The sequence below is a fragment of the Lysinibacillus sp. FSL K6-4013 genome (genome assembly GCF_038630435.1).
In the GTDB taxonomy this organism is placed as follows: Bacteria; Bacillota; Bacilli; order Bacillales_A; family Planococcaceae; genus Lysinibacillus; species Lysinibacillus boronitolerans.
The window spans coordinates 3,573,652-3,594,489 of the sequence record NZ_CP152031.1; the positions used below are offsets into that span (position 1 = coordinate 3,573,652).

The 20,838-nt window shown below is 41.6% G+C and carries 11 protein-coding genes, 20 tRNA genes and 3 rRNA genes; 5 read left to right on the plus strand and 29 right to left on the minus strand.

Translation table 11 applies throughout. The features are described 5' to 3' along the window. Positions 1-38: 38 nt before the first annotated feature. Together MHB39_RS17665 and MHB39_RS17670 are read left to right on the plus strand one after the other, a co-directional pair. On the plus strand, positions 39-1,421 hold the full coding sequence (locus tag MHB39_RS17665) for an IS1182 family transposase (RefSeq protein WP_257520888.1): 1,383 nt from the start codon (positions 39-41) through the stop codon (positions 1,419-1,421). A gap of 212 nt (positions 1,422-1,633) precedes the next feature. Continuing rightward, entirely contained in the window at positions 1,634-2,050 is a 417-nt protein-coding gene (locus tag MHB39_RS17670; protein WP_036074904.1) for a VOC family protein, read from the plus strand. A gap of 59 nt (positions 2,051-2,109) precedes the next feature. Here MHB39_RS17670 and MHB39_RS17675 read toward each other — a convergent pair. The 24 genes from MHB39_RS17675 to MHB39_RS17790 all read right to left on the minus strand — a co-directional run bounded on the left by MHB39_RS17675 (position 2,110) and on the right by MHB39_RS17790 (position 10,114). Then, a tRNA-Glu gene (locus MHB39_RS17675) sits at positions 2,110-2,181 on the minus strand. A gap of 2 nt (positions 2,182-2,183) precedes the next feature. Beyond that, positions 2,184-2,274, minus strand: a tRNA-Ser gene (locus tag MHB39_RS17680). Between the two features lie 11 nt (positions 2,275-2,285). After that, positions 2,286-2,362: transfer RNA gene (locus MHB39_RS17685), tRNA-Asn, on the minus strand. A gap of 4 nt (positions 2,363-2,366) precedes the next feature. Next, positions 2,367-2,443: transfer RNA gene (locus MHB39_RS17690), tRNA-Ile, on the minus strand. A 1-nt stretch (position 2,444) separates the two neighbouring features. Next, positions 2,445-2,518: transfer RNA gene (locus MHB39_RS17695), tRNA-Gly, on the minus strand. Positions 2,519-2,523: 5 nt separating this feature from the next. After that, positions 2,524-2,599, minus strand: a tRNA-Phe gene (locus MHB39_RS17700). 58 nt (positions 2,600-2,657) lie between these two features. Next, positions 2,658-2,733: transfer RNA gene (locus MHB39_RS17705), tRNA-Asp, on the minus strand. Positions 2,734-2,736: 3 nt separating this feature from the next. Beyond that, positions 2,737-2,811 (minus strand) — tRNA-Met (locus MHB39_RS17710). Between the two features lie 53 nt (positions 2,812-2,864). Next, positions 2,865-2,957, minus strand: a tRNA-Ser gene (locus MHB39_RS17715). Between the two features lie 15 nt (positions 2,958-2,972). Continuing rightward, a tRNA-Ile gene (locus tag MHB39_RS17720) sits at positions 2,973-3,049 on the minus strand. 7 nt (positions 3,050-3,056) lie between these two features. After that, positions 3,057-3,130, minus strand: a tRNA-Met gene (locus MHB39_RS17725). Between the two features lie 28 nt (positions 3,131-3,158). Beyond that, positions 3,159-3,234 (minus strand) — tRNA-Ala (locus MHB39_RS17730). A gap of 14 nt (positions 3,235-3,248) precedes the next feature. Continuing rightward, positions 3,249-3,325: transfer RNA gene (locus MHB39_RS17735), tRNA-Pro, on the minus strand. A gap of 9 nt (positions 3,326-3,334) precedes the next feature. After that, positions 3,335-3,411 (minus strand) — tRNA-Arg (locus tag MHB39_RS17740). 9 nt (positions 3,412-3,420) lie between these two features. Further along, positions 3,421-3,509, minus strand: a tRNA-Leu gene (locus MHB39_RS17745). A gap of 5 nt (positions 3,510-3,514) precedes the next feature. Beyond that, positions 3,515-3,589, minus strand: a tRNA-Gly gene (locus tag MHB39_RS17750). Between the two features lie 35 nt (positions 3,590-3,624). After that, positions 3,625-3,709 (minus strand) — tRNA-Leu (locus tag MHB39_RS17755). Positions 3,710-3,726: 17 nt separating this feature from the next. Next, a tRNA-Lys gene (locus tag MHB39_RS17760) sits at positions 3,727-3,802 on the minus strand. 7 nt (positions 3,803-3,809) lie between these two features. Next, positions 3,810-3,885: transfer RNA gene (locus MHB39_RS17765), tRNA-Thr, on the minus strand. 3 nt (positions 3,886-3,888) lie between these two features. Then, positions 3,889-3,964, minus strand: a tRNA-Val gene (locus MHB39_RS17770). A 10-nt stretch (positions 3,965-3,974) separates the two neighbouring features. Continuing rightward, positions 3,975-4,090 (minus strand): 5S ribosomal RNA (gene rrf / locus MHB39_RS17775). Between the two features lie 190 nt (positions 4,091-4,280). Then, positions 4,281-7,208, minus strand: a 23S ribosomal RNA gene (locus MHB39_RS17780). A gap of 182 nt (positions 7,209-7,390) precedes the next feature. Beyond that, positions 7,391-8,943 (minus strand): 16S ribosomal RNA (locus tag MHB39_RS17785). Together the 16S, 23S and 5S rRNA genes with 20 tRNA genes alongside form the textbook arrangement of a ribosomal RNA operon. Before the next feature lie 271 nt (positions 8,944-9,214). Further along, a complete protein-coding gene (locus MHB39_RS17790; protein ID WP_342544743.1) occupies positions 9,215-10,114 on the minus strand; it encodes a DMT family transporter in 900 nt (299 codons plus the stop codon). Between the two features lie 133 nt (positions 10,115-10,247). On the opposite strand from MHB39_RS17790, the gene MHB39_RS17795 reads away from it, so the two are divergent. The 3 genes from MHB39_RS17795 (at position 10,248) to MHB39_RS17805 (ending at position 13,642) form a co-directional block, all read left to right on the plus strand. After that, positions 10,248-10,970 (plus strand): MgtC/SapB family protein, encoded by a 723-nt coding sequence (locus MHB39_RS17795; RefSeq protein ID WP_016994404.1) that lies wholly within the window; start codon positions 10,248-10,250, stop codon positions 10,968-10,970. Positions 10,971-10,984: 14 nt separating this feature from the next. Then, a complete protein-coding gene (locus MHB39_RS17800) occupies positions 10,985-11,968 on the plus strand; it encodes a cation diffusion facilitator family transporter (RefSeq protein WP_016994403.1) in 984 nt (327 codons plus the stop codon). A gap of 100 nt (positions 11,969-12,068) precedes the next feature. After that, positions 12,069-13,642 (plus strand): IS3 family transposase gene (locus tag MHB39_RS17805; RefSeq protein WP_342544744.1). Its coding sequence is split into 2 segments (ribosomal slippage): positions 12,069-12,711 and positions 12,711-13,642, totalling 1,575 coding nucleotides; the frame shifts between segments, so codons are not numbered across the junction. Between the two features lie 68 nt (positions 13,643-13,710). On the opposite strand, the gene MHB39_RS17810 is transcribed toward MHB39_RS17805, so the two are convergent. The 5 genes from MHB39_RS17810 to MHB39_RS17830 all read right to left on the minus strand — a co-directional run bounded on the left by MHB39_RS17810 (position 13,711) and on the right by MHB39_RS17830 (position 20,591). Beyond that, positions 13,711-14,409: a hypothetical protein gene (locus MHB39_RS17810; protein ID WP_036074919.1), complete on the minus strand. Its 699-nt coding sequence runs from the start codon at positions 14,407-14,409 to the stop codon at positions 13,711-13,713. A 477-nt stretch (positions 14,410-14,886) separates the two neighbouring features. After that, a complete protein-coding gene (locus tag MHB39_RS17815; protein WP_342544747.1) occupies positions 14,887-16,236 on the minus strand; it encodes an IS1182 family transposase in 1,350 nt (449 codons plus the stop codon). 302 nt (positions 16,237-16,538) lie between these two features. Continuing rightward, positions 16,539-17,702 (minus strand): iron-containing alcohol dehydrogenase, encoded by a 1,164-nt coding sequence (locus tag MHB39_RS17820; protein WP_258860172.1) that lies wholly within the window; start codon positions 17,700-17,702, stop codon positions 16,539-16,541. A gap of 367 nt (positions 17,703-18,069) precedes the next feature. Then, complete coding sequence (locus tag MHB39_RS17825; RefSeq protein WP_004233781.1) at positions 18,070-19,314, minus strand: Glu/Leu/Phe/Val dehydrogenase; 1,245 nt, start codon at positions 19,312-19,314, stop codon at positions 18,070-18,072. Positions 19,315-19,397: 83 nt separating this feature from the next. Further along, entirely contained in the window at positions 19,398-20,591 is a 1,194-nt protein-coding gene (locus tag MHB39_RS17830) for an ornithine--oxo-acid transaminase (protein ID WP_004233780.1), read from the minus strand. Positions 20,592-20,838: the final 247 nt, after the last annotated feature.

A 20,838-nucleotide genomic window follows, 5' to 3' on the forward strand; every position in this document is an offset into this window, starting at 1 on the left:
GTCCTTTCAATTCTATGAAATGAATTGGAGGGATTTTTATGTTCTTTACTACTTCAAGACAGACCATCGAAAAAAATCGGGAGGCTTATTTAGCTATGTATGATAAGAGCCACCTGTTAGTGCAATTGGATCAATTAATTGATTGGCAATCGATTTTAAAAAAGTTGATGCGCTATTATTCAAATACACCTACCGGGCGTCCGTCTAAAGATCCGATTATTTTGGTGAAGATATTATTGATTCAAAGTCTAGAAGGGTTTCGATCTGTCCGTTTGACGTGTAAACAAGTTCAATCAAATGCCACGTATCGTTGGTTTCTAGGGATTCATCTATTTGAAAAAGTACCTCATCATAGTACAATTTCTCGTTTTTTATGGGAACGTCTGAAAGGACCTCCATTTTGGTTAGCGTTGTTTAATGAACAAGTGTGGGCCATTCATCAGGAAGGATTTATTGCGAATAAAACGTGGGCTGCAGATGAAACGGAGTTAAAGGCCAATGCCAATAAACGTTTTCGTCAACGGCTCCTTGTGAAAAAAATGGTTGAAGAGAATGAGAACGATTTAAAACGAATCAATCAATTCCGCGAAAAACAAGGAAAAAAACCATTAAAGCCGGCCCTATCTAAAGTGATATTTCATCCAACGAATTTTAGTCCTGTCGATGAAGATGCGCGCCTATCCGTTAAACATGTGGAGAGAGGGCAATTTGCGTATTATGAACATCGTATTGTCGATACATTACATGGATTTATTATTGCCTCTGAAATCACAGCAGCAAATAGACCTGGACATCAAATTTTACCTCAGCAGCTGAATCAATTGCATGAACTATTTCAGCAGTATGCGAAAGAAATTACATTAGATGCTGGCTATTATAATGCACAATGTGCGAATGAGCTCTTTAAACGAGGCTTTTTTGTCTCCATACCTTATAAAAGAAGCCAGACAAAAGAACATCCAAGCTGTCGGCGTCATCAATTCAAAAAGTTAAACGAAACGACGTATGCTTGTCCAATGGGCGTACCGTTTCGTTATACAACATCAACGCGCAAAGGCTATCACGAATTTAAAGCATCAAAAGGAAGCTGCAAAAACTGCCCGTACGCTTTAAACGAAAAAGACCGTATTTTAAGGCTTTCTATTCATCAAAAAACCTATGATCGTCTAAGAGAAATGAGATTATCATGGAAAGGGAAAATTTTAAAAACTGTCCGACCACAAACGATTGAACTAAGCTTTGCCCATAGCAAAGAATACCACGGTCTCCGTTATGCCAGATACCGTGGTATACCCAAAGTAAAAACACAAGTTTTGATGATCGCACTCATTCAAAACTTTAAGAAATGGACCAAGCTCCGTTCACTAAAACAAGTTGGACTCCATCTCACATATAAAATTATAGAAGATTCTTTTGAATAATTCAAAAAATCCCTGTGGAAATTCACAGGGATTTCATTGACAGGGTTGTTTTTCAACAACGTGAAACAGAAAGGTTATAAGACATAACCTTTCTGTTTTTGTTGATATAACACCCGCTTTCAATAGTGCTAATGGCTTCCATTTTCGTCTGCATTGCTATAATTGACAAGCCTTTATGCCCCATGATACTGTCAATTTGGAGGTGATACTAAATGGCTTTTCAATCGAAAAATATCTTTATCAATTTACCAGTAAAAGATCTAAACAAATCCATTCGTTTTTTTAAGGAATTAGGTTTTGAGTTCAATCAACAATTTAGTGATGAAACAACAGCCTCAATGATTATTAATGAGAATATCTTTGTTTTGATAATGGTTGAAGAACGATTTAAAGGATTTAGTAAGAAAGAAATTACAGATACTACTACTTCTGCAGAAGCAATCTTATGTCTTTCTGCCGAAAATCGAGAACAAGTAGATCAATTAGTGAATAAGGCACTTGCCTCTGGTGGTAAACCTTATAGTGAACCACAAGATCATGGATTTATGTATGGTTGGGGCTTTCAGGATGTAGACGGGCACATCTGGGAAGTAGTTTATATGGATGAAAATGCATTGAATCAAGAGTAAATTTTGTATCTATGAATATAAAAAAACAGTAGATGCATTTGCATCTACTGTTTTTAGTATGACCCGTACGGGATTCGAACCCGTGTTACCGCCGTGAAAGGGCGGTGTCTTAACCACTTGACCAACGGGCCCATGGCGGAGAAGGAGGGATTTGAACCCTCGCGCCGGTTACCCGACCTACACCCTTAGCAGGGGCGCCTCTTCAGCCTCTTGAGTACTTCCCCAAAATAAAAAATGGCTCCGAAGGCAGGACTCGAACCTGCGACAACCTGATTAACAGTCAGGTGCTACTACCAACTGAGCTACTTCGGAATAATGGTGGGCCTAAATGGACTCGAACCATCGACCTCACGCTTATCAGGCGTGCGCTCTAACCAGCTGAGCTATAGGCCCTTGGAGCGGGTGATGGGAATCGAACCCACGACATCAGCTTGGAAGGCTGAGGTTTTACCATTAAACTACACCCGCATAAATGGTGGGTCAGGACGGAATCGAACCGCCGACACTTAGAGCTTCAATCTAATGCTCTACCAACTGAGCTACTGACCCATTTCGTCCATGCTAAGCTTGCTCACTCTTTTGCTTCTCATGACTTTGATTTTAAAAATGGCGGTCCCGACCGGGATCGAACCGGCGATCTCCTGCGTGACAGGCAGGCATGTTAACCGCTACACCACGGGACCTTTTGGTTGCGGGGGCCGGATTTGAACCAACGACCTTCGGGTTATGAGCCCGACGAGCTACCACTGCTCCACCCCGCGATAATTTTATGCTGTTTCGAGTTTTTAAAGCACCATTTATAAAAATTTAAAACTGGAGGAGGTAGAGGGATTCGAACCCCCGCGCGGTGTTACCCGCCTGTCGGTTTTCAAGACCGATCCCTTCAGCCAGACTTGGGTATACCTCCGTTACAATATATAAATGGTGGACCTTGCAGGACTCGAACCTGCGACCGGACGGTTATGAGCCGTCTGCTCTAACCAACTGAGCTAAAGGTCCTTTAAGATGGCGGCAGAGGGGATCGAACCCCCGACCTTACGGGTATGAACCGTACGCTCTAGCCAGCTGAGCTACGCCGCCAGGATCTTTATACTGGTTAATTTACTTATGGTGGAGCCTAGCGGGATCGAACCGCTGACCTCCTGCGTGCAAGGCAGGCGCTCTCCCAGCTGAGCTAAGGCCCCATAATTTTTGGAAATGGTCGGGAAGACAGGATTCGAACCTGCGACCCCTTGGTCCCAAACCAAGTGCTCTACCAAGCTGAGCTACTTCCCGTTGTTCTTTTGGCGCGCCCGACAGGAGTCGAACCCATAACCTTCTGATCCGTAGTCAGACGCTCTATCCAATTGAGCTACGGGCGCATTTAAAAATGGTGCCGAGGACCGGAATCGAACCGGTACGGTAGTCACCTACCGCAGGATTTTAAGTCCTGTGCGTCTGCCAGTTCCGCCACCCCGGCACATTTGGAGCGGAAGACGAGGTTCGAACTCGCGACCCCCACCTTGGCAAGGTGGTGTTCTACCACTGAACTACTTCCGCATGTGCATAAGTTTTTTATCTGGCAATGAAAATAATGGTGCGGGTGAAGGGAGTCGAACCCCCACGCCTTGCGGCGCTAGATCCTAAGTCTAGTGCGTCTGCCAATTCCGCCACACCCGCTTATTATTATTTCTAAATGGTGAGCCATGAAGGACTCGAACCTTCGACCCTCTGATTAAAAGTCAGATGCTCTACCAACTGAGCTAATGGCTCGAAAAAATGGTGCCGGCTATAGGAATCGAACCCACGACCTACTGATTACAAGTCAGTTGCTCTACCTGCTGAGCTAAACCGGCATATGGTGGAGGATGACGGGCTCGAACCGCCGACCCTCTGCTTGTAAGGCAGATGCTCTCCCAGCTGAGCTAATCCTCCTGGGTGTTATGCCTAGCGACGTCCTACTCTCACAGGGGGAAGCCCCCAACTACCATCGGCGCTAAAGAGCTTAACTTCCGTGTTCGGTATGGGAACGGGTGTGACCTCTTTGCCATCATCACTAGACTTATTCGACCTCCAATACACGGCGTATTACTGCGTCAGCTGCTCTCGTTCAATCAGTCACGTAATAAGTACGCTCCTTCAATCACTTGTTTGCTTCCTTGTACTACTTGCGTCTTGAAGCTCTCTTTTTTTGTTGAAAGAATTGTTCTTTCAAAACTGGATAAACGGTGCATTGAATGCTTCAAACATATTGGTTAAGTCCTCGATCGATTAGTATTCGTCAGCTCCATGTGTCACCACACTTCCACCTCGAACCTATCTACCTCATCGTCTTTGAGGGATCTTACTTACTTGCGTAATGGGAAATCTCATCTTGAGGGGGGCTTCATGCTTAGATGCTTTCAGCACTTATCCCGTCCACACATAGCTACCCAGCGATGCCTTTGGCAAGACAACTGGTACACCAGCGGTGTGTCCATCCCGGTCCTCTCGTACTAAGGACAGCTCCTCTCAAATTTCCTACGCCCACGACGGATAGGGACCGAACTGTCTCACGACGTTCTGAACCCAGCTCGCGTACCGCTTTAATGGGCGAACAGCCCAACCCTTGGGACCGACTACAGCCCCAGGATGCGATGAGCCGACATCGAGGTGCCAAACCTCCCCGTCGATGTGGACTCTTGGGGGAGATAAGCCTGTTATCCCCGGGGTAGCTTTTATCCGTTGAGCGATGGCCCTTCCATGCGGAACCACCGGATCACTAAGCCCGTCTTTCGACCCTGCTCGACTTGTAGGTCTCGCAGTCAAGCTCCCTTGTGCCTTTACACTCTACGAATGATTTCCAACCATTCTGAGGGAACCTTTGGGCGCCTCCGTTACCTTTTAGGAGGCGACCGCCCCAGTCAAACTGTCCGCCTGACACTGTCTCCTGCCCCGCTAAGGGGCATGGGTTAGAATTTCAATACAACCAGGGTAGTATCCCACCGACGCCTCCTTCGAAGCTGGCGCTCCGAGATCTCTGGCTCCTACCTATCCTGTACAAGTTGTACCAAAATTCAATATCAGGCTACAGTAAAGCTCCACGGGGTCTTTCCGTCCTGTCGCGGGTAACCTGCATCTTCACAGGTACTATAATTTCACCGAGTCTCTCGTTGAGACAGTGCCCAGATCGTTACGCCTTTCGTGCGGGTCGGAACTTACCCGACAAGGAATTTCGCTACCTTAGGACCGTTATAGTTACGGCCGCCGTTTACTGGGGCTTCAATTCGCAGCTTCGCTTGCGCTAACCACTCCTCTTAACCTTCCAGCACCGGGCAGGCGTCAGCCCCTATACGTCACCTTACGGTTTTGCAGAGACCTGTGTTTTTGCTAAACAGTCGCCTGGGCCTATTCACTGCGGCTCTCATGCGCTTGCACGCTCAAGAGCACCCCTTCTCCCGAAGTTACGGGGTCATTTTGCCGAGTTCCTTAACGAGAGTTCTCTCGCACACCTTAGGATTCTCTCCTCGACTACCTGTGTCGGTTTGCGGTACGGGCACCTCTCACCTCGATAGAGGCTTTTCTTGGCAGTGTGAAATCAGGAACTTCGTCCATACGGACTCGCCATCACAGCTCAACGTTACAGTGTGCGGATTTGCCTACACACACGCCTTACTGCTTGGACGCGCACAACCAACGGCGCGCTTACCCTATCCTACTGCGTCCCCCCATTTCTCAAACGGTGAGGAGGTGGTACAGGAATATCAACCTGTTGTCCATCGCCTACGCCTATCGGCCTCGGCTTAGGTCCCGACTAACCCTGAGCGGACGAGCCTTCCTCAGGAAACCTTAGTCATACGGTGGACGGGATTCTCACCCGTCTTTCGCTACTCATACCGGCATTCTCACTTCTAAGCGCTCCACCAGTCCTTCCGGTCTGACTTCAACGCACTTAGAACGCTCTCCTACCACTGACATCGTAGATGTCAATCCACAGCTTCGGTGAATCGTTTAGCCCCGATACATTTTCGGCGCAGCGTCACTCGACCAGTGAGCTATTACGCACTCTTTAAATGATGGCTGCTTCTAAGCCAACATCCTGGTTGTCTGTGCAACGCCACATCCTTTTCCACTTAACGATTACTTTGGGACCTTAGCTGGTGGTCTGGGCTGTTTCCCTTTTGACTACGGATCTTATCACTCGCAGTCTGACTCCCGTGTATAAATATCTGGCATTCGGAGTTTGTCTGAATTCGGTAAACCGGGATGGCCCCCTAGTCCAAACAGTGCTCTACCTCCAGTATTCTCATCACGAGGCTAGCCCTAAAGCTATTTCGGAGAGAACCAGCTATCTCCAAGTTCGATTGGAATTTCTCCGCTACCCACACCTCATCCCCGCACTTTTCAACGTGCGTGGGTTCGGGCCTCCAGTAAGTGTTACCTCACCTTCACCCTGGACATGGGTAGATCACCTGGTTTCGGGTCTACGACCACGTACTACATCGCCCTATTCAGACTCGCTTTCGCTGCGGCTCCGCCTTCTAAAGCTTAACCTTGCACGTAATCGTAACTCGCCGGTTCATTCTACAAAAGGCACGCTATCACCCATTAACGGGCTCTAACTACTTGTAGGCACACGGTTTCAGGATCTCTTTCACTCCCCTTCCGGGGTGCTTTTCACCTTTCCCTCACGGTACTGGTTCACTATCGGTCACTAGGTAGTATTTAGCCTTGGGAGATGGTCCTCCCGGATTCCGACGGAATTTCACGTGTTCCGCCGTACTCAGGATCCACTCAGGAGAGAACGAACTTTCGACTACAGGGCTTTTACCTGCTCTGGCGGACCTTTCCAAGTCGCTTCATCTAACTCGCTCTTTTGTAACTCCGTATAGAGTGTCCTACAACCCCAAGAGGCAAGCCTCTTGGTTTGGGCTCTTCCCGTTTCGCTCGCCGCTACTCAGGGAATCGATTTTTCTTTCTCTTCCTCCAGGTACTTAGATGTTTCAGTTCCCTGGGTCTGCCTTCAAGACGCTATGTATTCACGTCAAGATACTACGCGATTAAACGTAGTGGGTTCCCCCATTCGGAAATCTCCGGATCAAAGCTCACTTACAGCTCCCCGAAGCATATCGGTGTTAGTGCCGTCCTTCTTCGGCTCCTAGTGCCAAGGCATTCGCCGTGCGCCCTTAATAACTTAACCAAGTTATTAAGCCTATAAAAAAACTTAAAAAATAAATGTGTTTGTTACAATTTCAATGTCGTTTTATCCAGTTTTCAAAGAACAAGTTTTGAAGTATTTCATTCAGAAAGAATGAACCTTCAAAACTGAACGCAAAACGTAATCTTACAAACCCAAGGTTTGTATTCCGAAATAATCCTTAGAAAGGAGGTGATCCAGCCGCACCTTCCGATACGGCTACCTTGTTACGACTTCACCCCAATCATCTATCCCACCTTCGGCGGCTGGCTCCAAAAGGTTACCTCACCGACTTCGGGTGTTACAAACTCTCGTGGTGTGACGGGCGGTGTGTACAAGGCCCGGGAACGTATTCACCGCGGCATGCTGATCCGCGATTACTAGCGATTCCGGCTTCATGTAGGCGAGTTGCAGCCTACAATCCGAACTGAGAACGACTTTATCGGATTAGCTCCCTCTCGCGAGTTGGCAACCGTTTGTATCGTCCATTGTAGCACGTGTGTAGCCCAGGTCATAAGGGGCATGATGATTTGACGTCATCCCCACCTTCCTCCGGTTTGTCACCGGCAGTCACCTTAGAGTGCCCAACTAAATGATGGCAACTAAGATCAAGGGTTGCGCTCGTTGCGGGACTTAACCCAACATCTCACGACACGAGCTGACGACAACCATGCACCACCTGTCACCGTTGCCCCCGAAGGGGAAACTATATCTCTACAGTGGTCAACGGGATGTCAAGACCTGGTAAGGTTCTTCGCGTTGCTTCGAATTAAACCACATGCTCCACCGCTTGTGCGGGCCCCCGTCAATTCCTTTGAGTTTCAGTCTTGCGACCGTACTCCCCAGGCGGAGTGCTTAATGCGTTAGCTGCAGCACTAAGGGGCGGAAACCCCCTAACACTTAGCACTCATCGTTTACGGCGTGGACTACCAGGGTATCTAATCCTGTTTGCTCCCCACGCTTTCGCGCCTCAGCGTCAGTTACAGACCAGAAAGTCGCCTTCGCCACTGGTGTTCCTCCAAATCTCTACGCATTTCACCGCTACACTTGGAATTCCACTTTCCTCTTCTGCACTCAAGTCCCCCAGTTTCCAATGACCCTCCACGGTTGAGCCGTGGGCTTTCACATCAGACTTAAAGGACCGCCTGCGCGCGCTTTACGCCCAATAATTCCGGACAACGCTTGCCACCTACGTATTACCGCGGCTGCTGGCACGTAGTTAGCCGTGGCTTTCTAATAAGGTACCGTCAAGGTACAGCCAGTTACTACTGTACTTGTTCTTCCCTTACAACAGAGTTTTACGATCCGAAAACCTTCTTCACTCACGCGGCGTTGCTCCATCAGGCTTTCGCCCATTGTGGAAGATTCCCTACTGCTGCCTCCCGTAGGAGTCTGGGCCGTGTCTCAGTCCCAGTGTGGCCGATCACCCTCTCAGGTCGGCTACGCATCGTCGCCTTGGTGAGCCGTTACCTCACCAACTAGCTAATGCGCCGCGGGCCCATCCTATAGCGACAGCGAGATGCCGTCTTTCAGTCTCTTGCCATGAAGCAAAAGAGATTATTCGGTATTAGCCCCGGTTTCCCGGAGTTATCCCAAACTATAGGGTAGGTTGCCCACGTGTTACTCACCCGTCCGCCGCTAACGTCAAAGGAGCAAGCTCCTTTTCTGTTCGCTCGACTTGCATGTATTAGGCACGCCGCCAGCGTTCGTCCTGAGCCAGGATCAAACTCTCCATAAAAGAAATTTGATTAGCTCAAATTGTTTTGCTGGCATCATGTTTGATGTCCAAAATTGTGTTTTGTTCACTAGCTAAGCTAGCTACTTAAAACTTTATTGATTACGTTTTGCTTGTTCAGTTTTCAAGGTTCATTTTTATTTAAGTCGTTTTCAGCGACTTTATTATCTTATCTCATTCTCAACTAGAAGTCAACAACTTTTTAAAAACTTTATTTTCAAGCGTTCCTTCTTGTTAAGGACAAGTAATAATATATAATATAGCATTTAAAAAATCAAGCATTTTTCATAAAAAAATTAAAAATCTTTTTAATATCTATTACAAACAATAGAATTCCTGCTAATACAATCGATCCACCAATGATTTGTGTCATGATTAAATACTCTTTAAATATCACCAAAGCTAAAAGAGCAGCTCCTACAGGCTCAAATAATATAGCTATTGAAACAACATTCGTACTAACATATTTAATAGACCAATTAAACAAAGTATGACCAAGTAAATTTGGTATTAATGCTAATAAGATAAACCATATCCAATCCATCGAAGAGTATGGTCCAAAAGATTCCCCTTTAACCAATACATATATAAATAAAGTAATGGTACTCACAACATATACAACCATCGTATAGGTTACCAAGGATAATCTCTTACGTACGTCCTGTCCTAATAAAAAATAGGCAGTTGCTAGTGCACAAGCAATGAGTGCTAGTACATCTCCATAAAAGGCTGTTCCACTTACATTAAAATCGCCCCAACCAATTAAAACACTTCCTATTATTGCAATCGATCCTGCTATGATTGTTTTCATCGTTATTTTCTCTTTAAAGAAGAAGTATGTGCCCACAAATGCAAACAACGGTTGTAGCGTTACTAAAACTGTTGAACTTGCTACTGAAGTATAGTTGAGTGATTCAAACCATAATATAAAATGAAATGCTAAAAAAATCCCCGCAACGGAAGAAAATAGCCAATCACGTCTTTTTAAGGTTATTAACTCCTTTGTATATCCTCTTAAAAACAATGGCGCCATGATTAAAACGGAAAATAGCATGCGATAAAATGCTATAATTCCCGCTTCCGCCGATGCTAATTTCACAAAAATAGCTGACATCGATACTGAAATTACACCAATTACAATTGGGATGTATGGATGAATTCTTGGCTGTTCCATAAAACCCCACCTCCCTGAAAAAATACTTATATGTCCTTACCTCCATGTTGTACAATACAAAAAAGTGATGCACATATAATAATGACAGTTTGCATATCTCTTAGCAATACGAAATATCAATGGAGGGTCGTGTATGGAAACATTATTGGAAAATATGATTACATATGAAGTTGGCATAAAATTAGTTATTGCAGCCACATTAAGTTTAGTAATCGGTATCGAAAGGGAATTAAAGAAAAAACCAGTTGGATTAAAAACAAGTTTAGTGATTGCTACTTTCAGCTGCTTATTAACGATTATCTCCATTGAAACAGCCTACTCAACCCCCGCAAGAGAAGATATCAACATTACGATGGACCCTCTTCGTTTAGCCGCGCAAATTGTCAGTGGAATTGGCTTTCTTGGTGCAGGAGTCATTCTAAGACGCGGCAATGACAGCATTACGGGTTTAACAACCGCTGCTATGATCTGGGGAGCCGCTGGTATCGGTATTGCGGTTGGGGCGGGATTTTACATGGATGCAACATTAGCGGTTGTGATCATTGTTTTTGGAATTGAGGTACTATCACCTTTTCTTATGAAAATTGGACCAAAGCGAATTCGTATGCGAGAAATTCTATTAAAAGTTCAAATTGATGATGACAACCATACAGAATCATTTCTATTATTTTTAAAGGACAACAACATTATCATTGAAAACATACGCATTAAAGATGTGCACTTAAAAAATGATAGTGTTTTACATGAGTTAGATTTACGCCTTTCCTTAATCGTCTCGGATAATTTGTTGTCATTTTATCGTTCATTACGAGCACTATCTTATATAGAAAAAATCGAAATGGAAATTTTAAACTAGTTGGAGGATTTTTTATGGCAGAACTATTAAAACTATTAAAAGACGGTAACAAACCCTCACTAATGGCTGCATTTGTAAATGCATTTTTAGGAATTATTAAAGGAATCGCCTTTTTCTTTACAGGTAACGTTGCAATGTTTGCAGAAATGATGCACTCTCTAGGCGATGCAGCAAACCAATTATTTGTGTATATAGGTTCAGCACTCTCTAAAAAGGCACCTACCAAACAATTTCCTGGTGGCTTTGGTCGTATTGTCAATTTAGTATGCCTTTTCGCTGTAATAATTGTAGCTATACTTTCTTATGAAACAATAAAAGAAGGTTGGCATCATTTTATTCATCCCACAGGAGAATCTAGCGGCATACTGATTGCCCTAGGCGTATTATTCATCGGGATTGTTTTAGAAGGGACAGTGCTAGCTAAAGCGGCTGCAGAAGTGCTACATGAAGCAGGTCAAGAAAAAGCAGGTATCGCATCTATTCCCAAAGCATTCCCATACTTGAATAGAGCAAAACCGGCAACAAAATTAGTTTTTATGGAAGATTTAGTTGCTACCGGAGGCAACTTCTTAGCCTTTGCTGCAATTTTAATTGCTTATTTTACAGGTTGGGGTCGAATAGAAGGACTTGTTTCGATGATAATCGGGGCCATGATGTTTTATGTAGTTGGTAAGGTATTCCTCGATAATGCACGTGGTGTCATCGGTGAGACAGATGAAGAGATGTTAAACCATATCGCTCACCTCGTAATGGAGGATCCGAATATTAAAGATATTGTGCGTCTTGAAGTGATTAAAGAAGGGGAATTTTTACATGTAGAATTAGTAGCTGAAGCTGATCCCCATTTATCGCTAGCCTTTTTAGATGATGTTCGCGATCATTTAACAGAAGTAATCCTAAGCCAAAAAGGAGTATCTAAAGTAGCTATTTTATTCGACGAAGATGACGGGAAAACAAGCTGGATACACGTTGGCGAAAAGCCAAATAACTCCATGTAATACTTTATACAGACAAATAGCCAATTGCCATTTTTGATATGCTCCCCATTAGGTAGACAGATTAAAAAATAAAATCTGTTTATCTAAGGGGAGTTTTTTCATGGCTCGAAGTAAGCATACAATTGAAGTGAAATTAAACGTTCTTCATTTATTAAATGAAGGCTATTATTCTATCAACGAATTATGTGAAAAATTCTTAGTAACTAAGCAAACTATTCAAATTTGGAAGATTAAATATGAAGTACATGGAGTAGAGGGACTTATCGAAGCAACCTCTTGGACGAAGTATTCCAAAGAATTAAAACTAGAAGCGGTAGAAGATTATCTTAAAGAAAGGTTAACTTTACTGGAGATTCTCGCTAAATATAAGATTAGCAGTATCTCTGTTTTAAAAAAATGGGTGAAAAAGTATACTAGTCATAGTGAAATAAAAGATTCGGGTAAAGGAATGAGCCAAACTATGACTAAAGGAAGAAAGACAACGTTTGAGGAACGTATTCAAATTGTCAACTACTGTTTAAAGAGCCAGAAAAATTATCAATTAGCAGCACAAGCCTATGATGTTTCGTATCAACAGGTATATCATTGGGTGAAGAAATTTGAAGCGACTGGTGAAGAGGGATTACGTGATCATCGCGGTCGAACAAAAAATGAAGTTGAATTAACAGCCGAAGAAAAATTAAGGTTAGAAATCAAACGAATCGAGCGTGAAAATGAACATTTACGTGCTGAAAATCTATTTTTAAAAAAGTTAGAGGAAATCGAAAGGAGGAGTCACTAAGCCAAATTCGCTTACAACAACGCTATTTAGCAATTCAAGAATTACACCAAGAGGAGAAACTTGCGATTCTTTTATTATGTGAAATCGCGGGTGTTTCGCGCGCTGCTTACTATAAGTGGCTAAGTCGCAAGCCATCTAACAGAGAAGTTGAAAATGAAGCCATTTCAAAGGATATTGATCTCCTTTACCACCAAGTAGATGGCATTTACGGCTATCGTCGTATGACGTTGACAATCAATCGTCAACGAAAAGAAAATAATCAAGCGACGGTTAACGAAAAGCGTATTTATCGTTTAATGCAGGTGAGTGGATTGAAGTCCGTTATTAGGCGAAAGAGAAAGCCTTATCGTAAATCCCCAGCACATCATGTGGCGGAGAACGTATTAAATCGGGCATTTACCTCGGAAAAGCCAAATGAAAAATGGTGTACAGATGTCACAGAGTTTAAGTATGGAAACGGGAAAAAAGCTTATTTAAGTGCAATTATCGATTTATATGATGGTTCAATTGTAAGTTATGTGTTCGGTCATTCGAATAATAATTCCCTTGTTTTCAAAACAATAAAATCAGCTATTCAATCATTACAATCAGGCGAGCAGCCATTAATACATAGTGATCGAGGTTTTCAATATACATCGAAGGGATTTAAACGAATTGTGGAAACAGCCAATATGACACAAAGTATGTCCCGTGTTGGTCGATGTATTGATAACGGACCAATTGAATCATTTTGGGGCACATTGAAGTGTGAGAAGTATTATTTGCATAAGTTCGATTCATATGAAGAGTTAAAACTAGCGATTGATGATTATATTCATTTTTATAATTACTATCGTTATCAGAAACGATTAAACGGCTTGAGTCCTTTAGAATTCAGGGCTCAAGCCGCTTAATACATTTTTTATTATTTCCACTGTCTACTTGACAGGGAGCAGTTCAATTTCAGGCAGTTGGCTATTTATTATACTAGTTTTAAATTGGGAATATCCTCATAACCAACATAGACATGGTTTGTAATCATAAAAGTAAGCAATTTATTACAGGCAATCGTTTGTCTTTTACCATTCTGTTGAATTACGATTTTGGAAAATTGTAAGGAGGCTTGACGATTAGCCAATGCATATTCTTCGGCATTTAATATATCTCTGCCATCCACATGACAGCCCAATACGAAATTCCCTGCAAAAGAATCCTTTAATACATTCGGATGCATGGATTGATAATGGACTTCAGCAATTGAATCTTCGATATTCATGAATTGATGGGCTACCAAATAATGTTTTAAAGCACCTTTTAAATCAATTGCAATAGCCGTATCCGCTAAAATTGTTCGATAATAAACAGGAACAATTTCAGCACCCCCCAAATAAGGCTTAACTTCTACAACAATTTCTCCAAAAGGACGAACAAATAATTGTACAATTGCTTTATTTACACCATCCGAAAAAATAACATTCGTTTGCCCAAAACGTAAGCTTTTAAAAAATATGCTTTGATCTACAATGTATCCAGTGATAATTTTATCATTTTCAATTTGCAATGATTTCGCTTCTATACCCAATACTTCTACACAATTTTGCATTTTATAAACGTGTTGCTGAAATGGCATTTCTATACAGCTTAATGTAACAATACGGTTCTCTAGCAATTGTTTCAACATTTGATCCTCTCCTCTTTGTTTAATATTGTCATTATTTTAGTAAAGGTGGCTGAACAACTTCTGAACATCACTACACGAAGTGAGTGATTATGACAAAAAATTATTCTTTTCTATCATTCGAAAATTACCTCATAGTTAAATAATTTACAATATAGGTTGAATGACTCAATAAAAAAACGTGACTTTTATCACTTAAAACAAAGAAAAATATATTATTAACCACTTTTATATCTATCTATTTTATTATATTGCAGGACTATAGAAACTTCTACGACAAATTTCAACACTTATCGTTAATTTTTCTTAACCTTGCAACAAAAAAATATGAGGCTATAAGCATAGCCTCATACCAGACTGTAGACAAAAGCCATTGAGAGGTTCACTCTCGATGGCTTTTGTCATTTTTCTTCCTATTTCTTTTTTAGATTTGGTCCTATACAACCAAATCTAGCATACTCTTCGAGCATAGTTGCTCTCTTAAGCTACTTGCCACGTCCAAGTAGCCAGTTTCTTTAAATTCATGGCAGCAAAAGTAAGCATCGCCTGCATAGACAATTTTTTTAGACCTCTTAAGGTTGTCCATCGCATACCATGCTTTTCTTTTGCATCTGCAAAGATACGCTCAATCGTTTCTTTGCGCTTTGCATAGATTTGTTTGATGTCATTGGAATGGCGTAAATGTTCTGCTTCCTCTACATACGATTCCCAAATATGACGTTGAATGAGTTTTTGATGTTGCTTACTTTCTGTACATTGGGATAGGCTCGGACACTTCGCACAAATCAAAGGATTCGATTTATATTGACGATACCCTTCTTTAGTCGTTGTCGTATACTTCAATATCTGTCCTTGTGGACAAAGATAACAATTATAGTGCTCATCATATATATACTCATGTTTTCGGAAGAATCCATCTTTCGTTTTAGGACGTGTATAAGGAAGAACAGGCAACATTTGATTCTCTAATAAAAAGTTTGTAATTGCGGGTGTTTTATAGGCTGCATCTGCCGCAACAGCTAATGGTTTTTGAACGTTTTCAATGACTTTTTCCACAAGTGGCTGTAATACATGACTATCGTGCACATTTCCCGGAGTTACAATGGCACCCAAGACAAAGCCCTTTTCATCTGTCGCTGCATGAAAAGAATACGCAAACTGTTTCGTACGTTCATCCTTCACGTAATAGCCACTTTCAGGATCTGTCGTGCTTTCCTTTATTTCTTTCCATTCTTCCTTTTCAAACTTCTCCGGGGGAAAGGGCTTTTTTCCGTGTTCCTCACGATCCATATTTAACTCTAATTGAAGTTTCTCTTCATAAGCCCGTGTTTCTTTTCGCACAACTTTTTTATCATACTTTCGTTTATTCGCACTCGCTTTCACATGCGTAGAATCGATAAATAAATGGTCTGCATGGAGGAGTCCTTGATGCATAATCTCCTTTAATATACGATAGAATATCTGCTCAAATATATCAGTGTCTTGAAAGCGACGGACATAATTTTTACCGAAGGTAGAGAAATGCGGGACTTCTGTATGGAAGCCAAATCCTAAAAACCAACGATACGCCATATTCGTTTCAATTTCTTTGATGGTTTGACGCATGGACCGTATACCAAAAACGTACTGAATAAACGTCATTTTAAAGAGAACAACAGGATCAATACTAGGGCGTCCTTTAGCAGAGTAGAGGTTTTCTACTAAAGGATAGATAAATGAAAAATCAATAGCCGCCTCTAGTTTTCGTACTAAATGATCTTGGGGAACTAATTGATCAATCGTTAGCATTTCTAATTGTTCACGTTCATTGATTTGATTTTTCGTCATCATGGTTAATCACCTCGAAAGTGTACTTTTTATCAATAGATGAATTAGGAATTCTTTATGTAGAAGTTGATTGGAACGAAGGGTGGCGACTCCTGCGGGAAAAGCGGGAAAGTCGAGATCCTGGACTGAGCGAAGCGAGGGAAGCAGCTCGACCCCGCCCGCGGAAAGCGTCCGCCCGTAGTGGAAATCAACGGCTTTACTTTATTTTATTGTAAAAGAAAAAAGACTGTAGGCAAACTCAAAATTTCATTGAGTTTGTCTACAGTCTGATATGAGGCTATAAGCATAGCCTCATACATGATGTATTAAAGAGAATTTTGTAAAATAGTTCTTACATCTTCCCCTTGCAATTTATTAAAGTTTCCAAACGGGCCATTTTGCATTGCATGATCTATTATTTGCTGGAATTTCGAATCATCAATATCATAATCAGCTAAACGACTAGGCGCCCCTAATGATGTCCAGAATGCAGATAAACGATCAATTCCCTCGTAAGCAACCTCTTCTACTGTTTTGCCTGTTGCCTCGACTCCAAATACACGTGTGGCTATACCTGCAAAACGCTCAGGATTTACTGGTACACTTAAACGCATCCAATGTGGTTGAAGAATAGCTAACCCCCCTGCGTGTGGAATGTCGTAAACAGCCGATACAGCATGTTCAATATTATGAGATGCCCAATCCCCTCGTGAACCAATTGATAGGAAGCCATTTAAACCAATTGTCCCTGCTAATAAAATGGTTTCACGTAACTCTGTATTTTCTAGATCCTCTACTAATTTTGGAGCTGTCGTAATAACCGTTCGCAATACCCCTTCACACATTTCATCTGTGATAGGAGTATTCGTTGTATTATGGAAATATTGCTCAAATACGTGTGACATCATATCCACAATTCCATACACAGTGTGATTTTTAGGTACAGTCACTGTATATGCTGGATTTAGGATTGAAAATTTCGGGAAGGCTGCTGGACTACCCCAACTTAGTTTTTCTTCTGTAGCGGCATTCGTTATCACAGATCCAGCATTCATTTCTGAACCTGTAGCAGCAAGTGTCAACACTGTTCCTAGTGGTAGGGCTTGTTCTACTAACACTTTACGTGTCACGATATCCCAAGCATCGCCATCATACTTCGCGCCAGCAACGATTAATTTAGAACAATCGATTACTGAACCACCACCAACAGCAAGAACTAAGTCAATTCCTTCTTTTTTGCATATCTCAATACCTCGTCTAGCTGTTTCCACTCGTGGATTTGGCTCTACACCACTTAATTCAAATACGGTTTTATCCGCGAGTTGCAATTTTTCTATAACAGCATCGTATACACCATTCGCTTTAATACTCCCGCCACCATATACAACTAATACTTTGTTTCCAAATTGCTCTAATTCTTTCGGTAATTTTTCAAGTGCATCCTCACCAAAATGTAGTTTCACCGGGTTAAAAAAAGTAAATGAATCCATCTAATTCGCCCCTTTCTAGTTGGATTTTCTCATAATTATGCTAGAGAAAGCAAAGATTACACGCTGTCATCGCTTTGCTATTTCTAAAGAGTTGCTTCAAACTGTTCAGATTTTGTTCAGGTAATAGTTGTATAGTACTTTTTATTACATAAAATAAAAGGAATTTTTGCACATGCTTATTATTGTAATTGTTGTCGTAACTATAATTTTGGGCTTTTTCCTGTTACGATTTTTTAAAATCAAAAAAATAAGGAACGAAAAAAAGATGCTATTAGAACAGCGTCTAGATCACCTTCTTCAATCGAATAAAAATGAAAAAAATGAGTCATCCCATTAGTATAGGAATGACTCATTAGCTTATTTTTACTTAAACCCAACCACGGAAGCGAGAAGCTTCTGCCGTACGGCGAACACCTACCATGTAAGCTGCTAAGCGCATGTTGATGTTACGTGTTGTTGCTGTTGTATATACATTATCAAATGCTTCAACCATTTTTTTGTATAGACGCTCTTCCACTTCTTCTTCTGTCCAATAATAACCTTGGTTATTTTGCACCCATTCAAAGTAAGAAACTGTAACTCCACCTGCAGAGGCTAATACGTCTGGTACAAGTAAAATGCCACGCTCTGTTAAGATTTTAGTTGCTTCTGCTGTTGTTGGACCATTTGCTGCTTCTACTACGATATTTGCTTTCACATTATGTGCATTGTCAGCAGTAATTTGGTTTTCAATAGCAGCTGGTACTAAAATATCACAATCAAGCTCTAATAATTCTTTGTTAGAAATTGTGTTTTCAAATAAAGTTGTTACTGTTCCAAAGCTATCGCGACGATCTAATAAATAGTCGATATCTAAACCTTCAGGATCATGAAGTGCACCATAAGCATCTGAAATACCGATTACTTTCGCACCTAAATCATGCATGAATTTCGCAAGGAAGCTTCCTGCGTTACCAAATCCTTGAATAACAACACGAGCACCTTTAATATCAATACCACGTTTTTTTGCTGCTTCTTCGATTACGATTGTAACACCTTGTGCAGTCGCACGGTCACGACCTTGAGAACCACCAAGTACTAGTGGTTTACCCGTGATGAAGCCTGGAGAGTTGAATTCATCCATGCGGCTATATTCATCCATCATCCATGCCATAATTTGTGCATTTGTAAATACGTCTGGCGCAGGAATATCTTTTGTTGGTCCTACGATTTGACTTACCGCACGAACATAGCCACGGCTTAAGCGTTCAATTTCGCCCATAGACATTTGACGAGGATCACAAATGACACCGCCTTTACCACCACCGTATGGTAGATCGACAATACCACATTTCAATGTCATCCACATTGAAAGCGCTTTAACTTCCTCCTCAGACACTTGTGGGTGGAAACGAACCCCACCTTTAGTTGGTCCTACAGCATCATTATGTTGTGCACGGTAGCCAGTAAATACTTTTGTTGTACCATCATCCATTTTTACTGGGATGCGCACTTGTAGCATGCGAAGCGGTTCCTTTAGTAATTCATACATTGCTTCATCATAGCCAAGTTTATTTAGAGCATCTTGAATGACATCTTGTGTTGATGTGAAAAGATTTAAGTTTTCAGACATTATTAAATCGCCTCTTTGTTTTTTTTAATGATAGTTATCGGCATCATTGTAACATACTTCCGAATTAAAATGTGAACATTTTGTTAAAGTTTAAATACTTTTTCAATTTGTTCAATTGACCAATCTAAATCCTCTTGAGAAATCACAAGTGGTGGTGCAAAACGAATCACTGTATCATGTGTTTCTTTACATAATAGACCTAATTCTTTAAGTTTTTCACAGTATGGACGAGCTGCTTCTGTTAGCTCCATACCGATAAATAAACCACGACCACGTACTTCCTTAATAACTGGGTTGTTAATTTCTTTTAATTTGCCTTTGAAATATTCACCAAGTTCGTGTGAACGCTCTGCTAATTTTTCATCTAATAAAACTTTAATAGATGCAATTGAAACTGCACAAGCTAAAGGGTTGCCTCCGAAAGTTGAACCATGTGAGCCTGGGTTGAATACACCTAAAATACTACGGTTTGCAGCCACACAAGAAATCGGGAATACACCGCCACCTAGAGCTTTACCTAAGATATACATATCTGGTTCTACTTCTTCCCAGTCACAAGCAAACATTTTACCTGTACGTGCTAAACCAGCTTGAATTTCGTCAGCAATGAATAGAACATTGTTTTCACGGCAAAGTTCACGAGCTGCTTTTAAGAAGCCTTCTGTTGGAATGACGATACCCGCTTCACCTTGAATTGGCTCAATTAAAAATGCAGCAGTGTTTGGTGTAATAGCAGCTTTTAAAGCTTCAAGGTTACCATAATCTACTAATTTAACGTTTGGTAGCATTGGACCAAAACCACGACGGTATTCTTCATCAGAAGATAAAGATACAGCTAGCATTGTACGACCATGGAAGTTACCATTACATGCAATAACTTCAGCCTTACCCTCTTCTACGCCTTTAACATCATATGCCCAACGACGAGCTGCTTTAAACGCAGTTTCTACTGCTTCAGCACCAGTATTCATTGGTAATACCATTTCTTTATTTGTTAATTTCCCTACTAGCTCATACCATTCACCAAGGTTTTCGCTGTAGAAAGCACGCGAAGTTAACGTTACTTTATCAGCTTGCTCTTTTAAAGCAGCGATAATTTTTGGATGACGGTGTCCTTGGTTTACAGCTGAATAAGCTGATAACATATCTAAATATTTGTTGCCTTCTGGATCTTTAACCCAAGCACCCTCAGCCTCTGAAATAACGATTGGCAGTGGATGATAGTTTGCTGCACCAAAATTTTGTGTTTGTTCAATAACTTGTTGAGTTTTTGTCATATCCTATTCTCTCCTTACTAATCATGTTGAAAAACTTTATAGAAGAAAGGGACTATGTATCACTATAAGTAGAATGATTAAAAATTTAGCAACAATTCAAACGATAAATTTGCTAACTTCTCCACAGTAAACTACGTCATGGATGTCTACGGTTTTAGCCAGGGTAGTATTACTTGGAGAAGTGTCACAAATTCATTTAGAATGCCTTAATTTCTACTTACTTTGAACAGCCCTCATGTCAATGTGA

What these genes read in the sequence shown, in the direction of transcription:
- MHB39_RS17670 (WP_036074904.1), top strand. Translation starts at nt 1,634, where the DNA reads ATGGCTTTTCAATCGAAAAATATCTTTATCAATTTACCAGTAAAAGAT.
- MHB39_RS17800 (WP_016994403.1), top strand. Translation starts at nt 10,985, where the DNA reads ATGGCAGAACTATTAAAACTATTAAAAGACGGTAACAAACCCTCACTA.
- MHB39_RS17790 (WP_342544743.1), bottom strand. Translation starts at nt 10,114, where the DNA reads ATGGAACAGCCAAGAATTCATCCATACATCCCAATTGTAATTGGTGTA.
- MHB39_RS17820 (WP_258860172.1), bottom strand. Translation starts at nt 17,702, where the DNA reads ATGGATTCATTTACTTTTTTTAACCCGGTGAAACTACATTTTGGTGAG.
- MHB39_RS17795 (WP_016994404.1), top strand. Translation starts at nt 10,248, where the DNA reads ATGGAAACATTATTGGAAAATATGATTACATATGAAGTTGGCATAAAA.
- MHB39_RS17665 (WP_257520888.1), top strand. Translation starts at nt 39, where the DNA reads ATGTTCTTTACTACTTCAAGACAGACCATCGAAAAAAATCGGGAGGCT.
- MHB39_RS17815 (WP_342544747.1), bottom strand. Translation starts at nt 16,236, where the DNA reads ATGATGACGAAAAATCAAATCAATGAACGTGAACAATTAGAAATGCTA.
- MHB39_RS17830 (WP_004233780.1), bottom strand. Translation starts at nt 20,591, where the DNA reads ATGACAAAAACTCAACAAGTTATTGAACAAACACAAAATTTTGGTGCA.
- MHB39_RS17825 (WP_004233781.1), bottom strand. Translation starts at nt 19,314, where the DNA reads ATGTCTGAAAACTTAAATCTTTTCACATCAACACAAGATGTCATTCAA.
- MHB39_RS17810 (WP_036074919.1), bottom strand. Translation starts at nt 14,409, where the DNA reads ATGTTGAAACAATTGCTAGAGAACCGTATTGTTACATTAAGCTGTATA.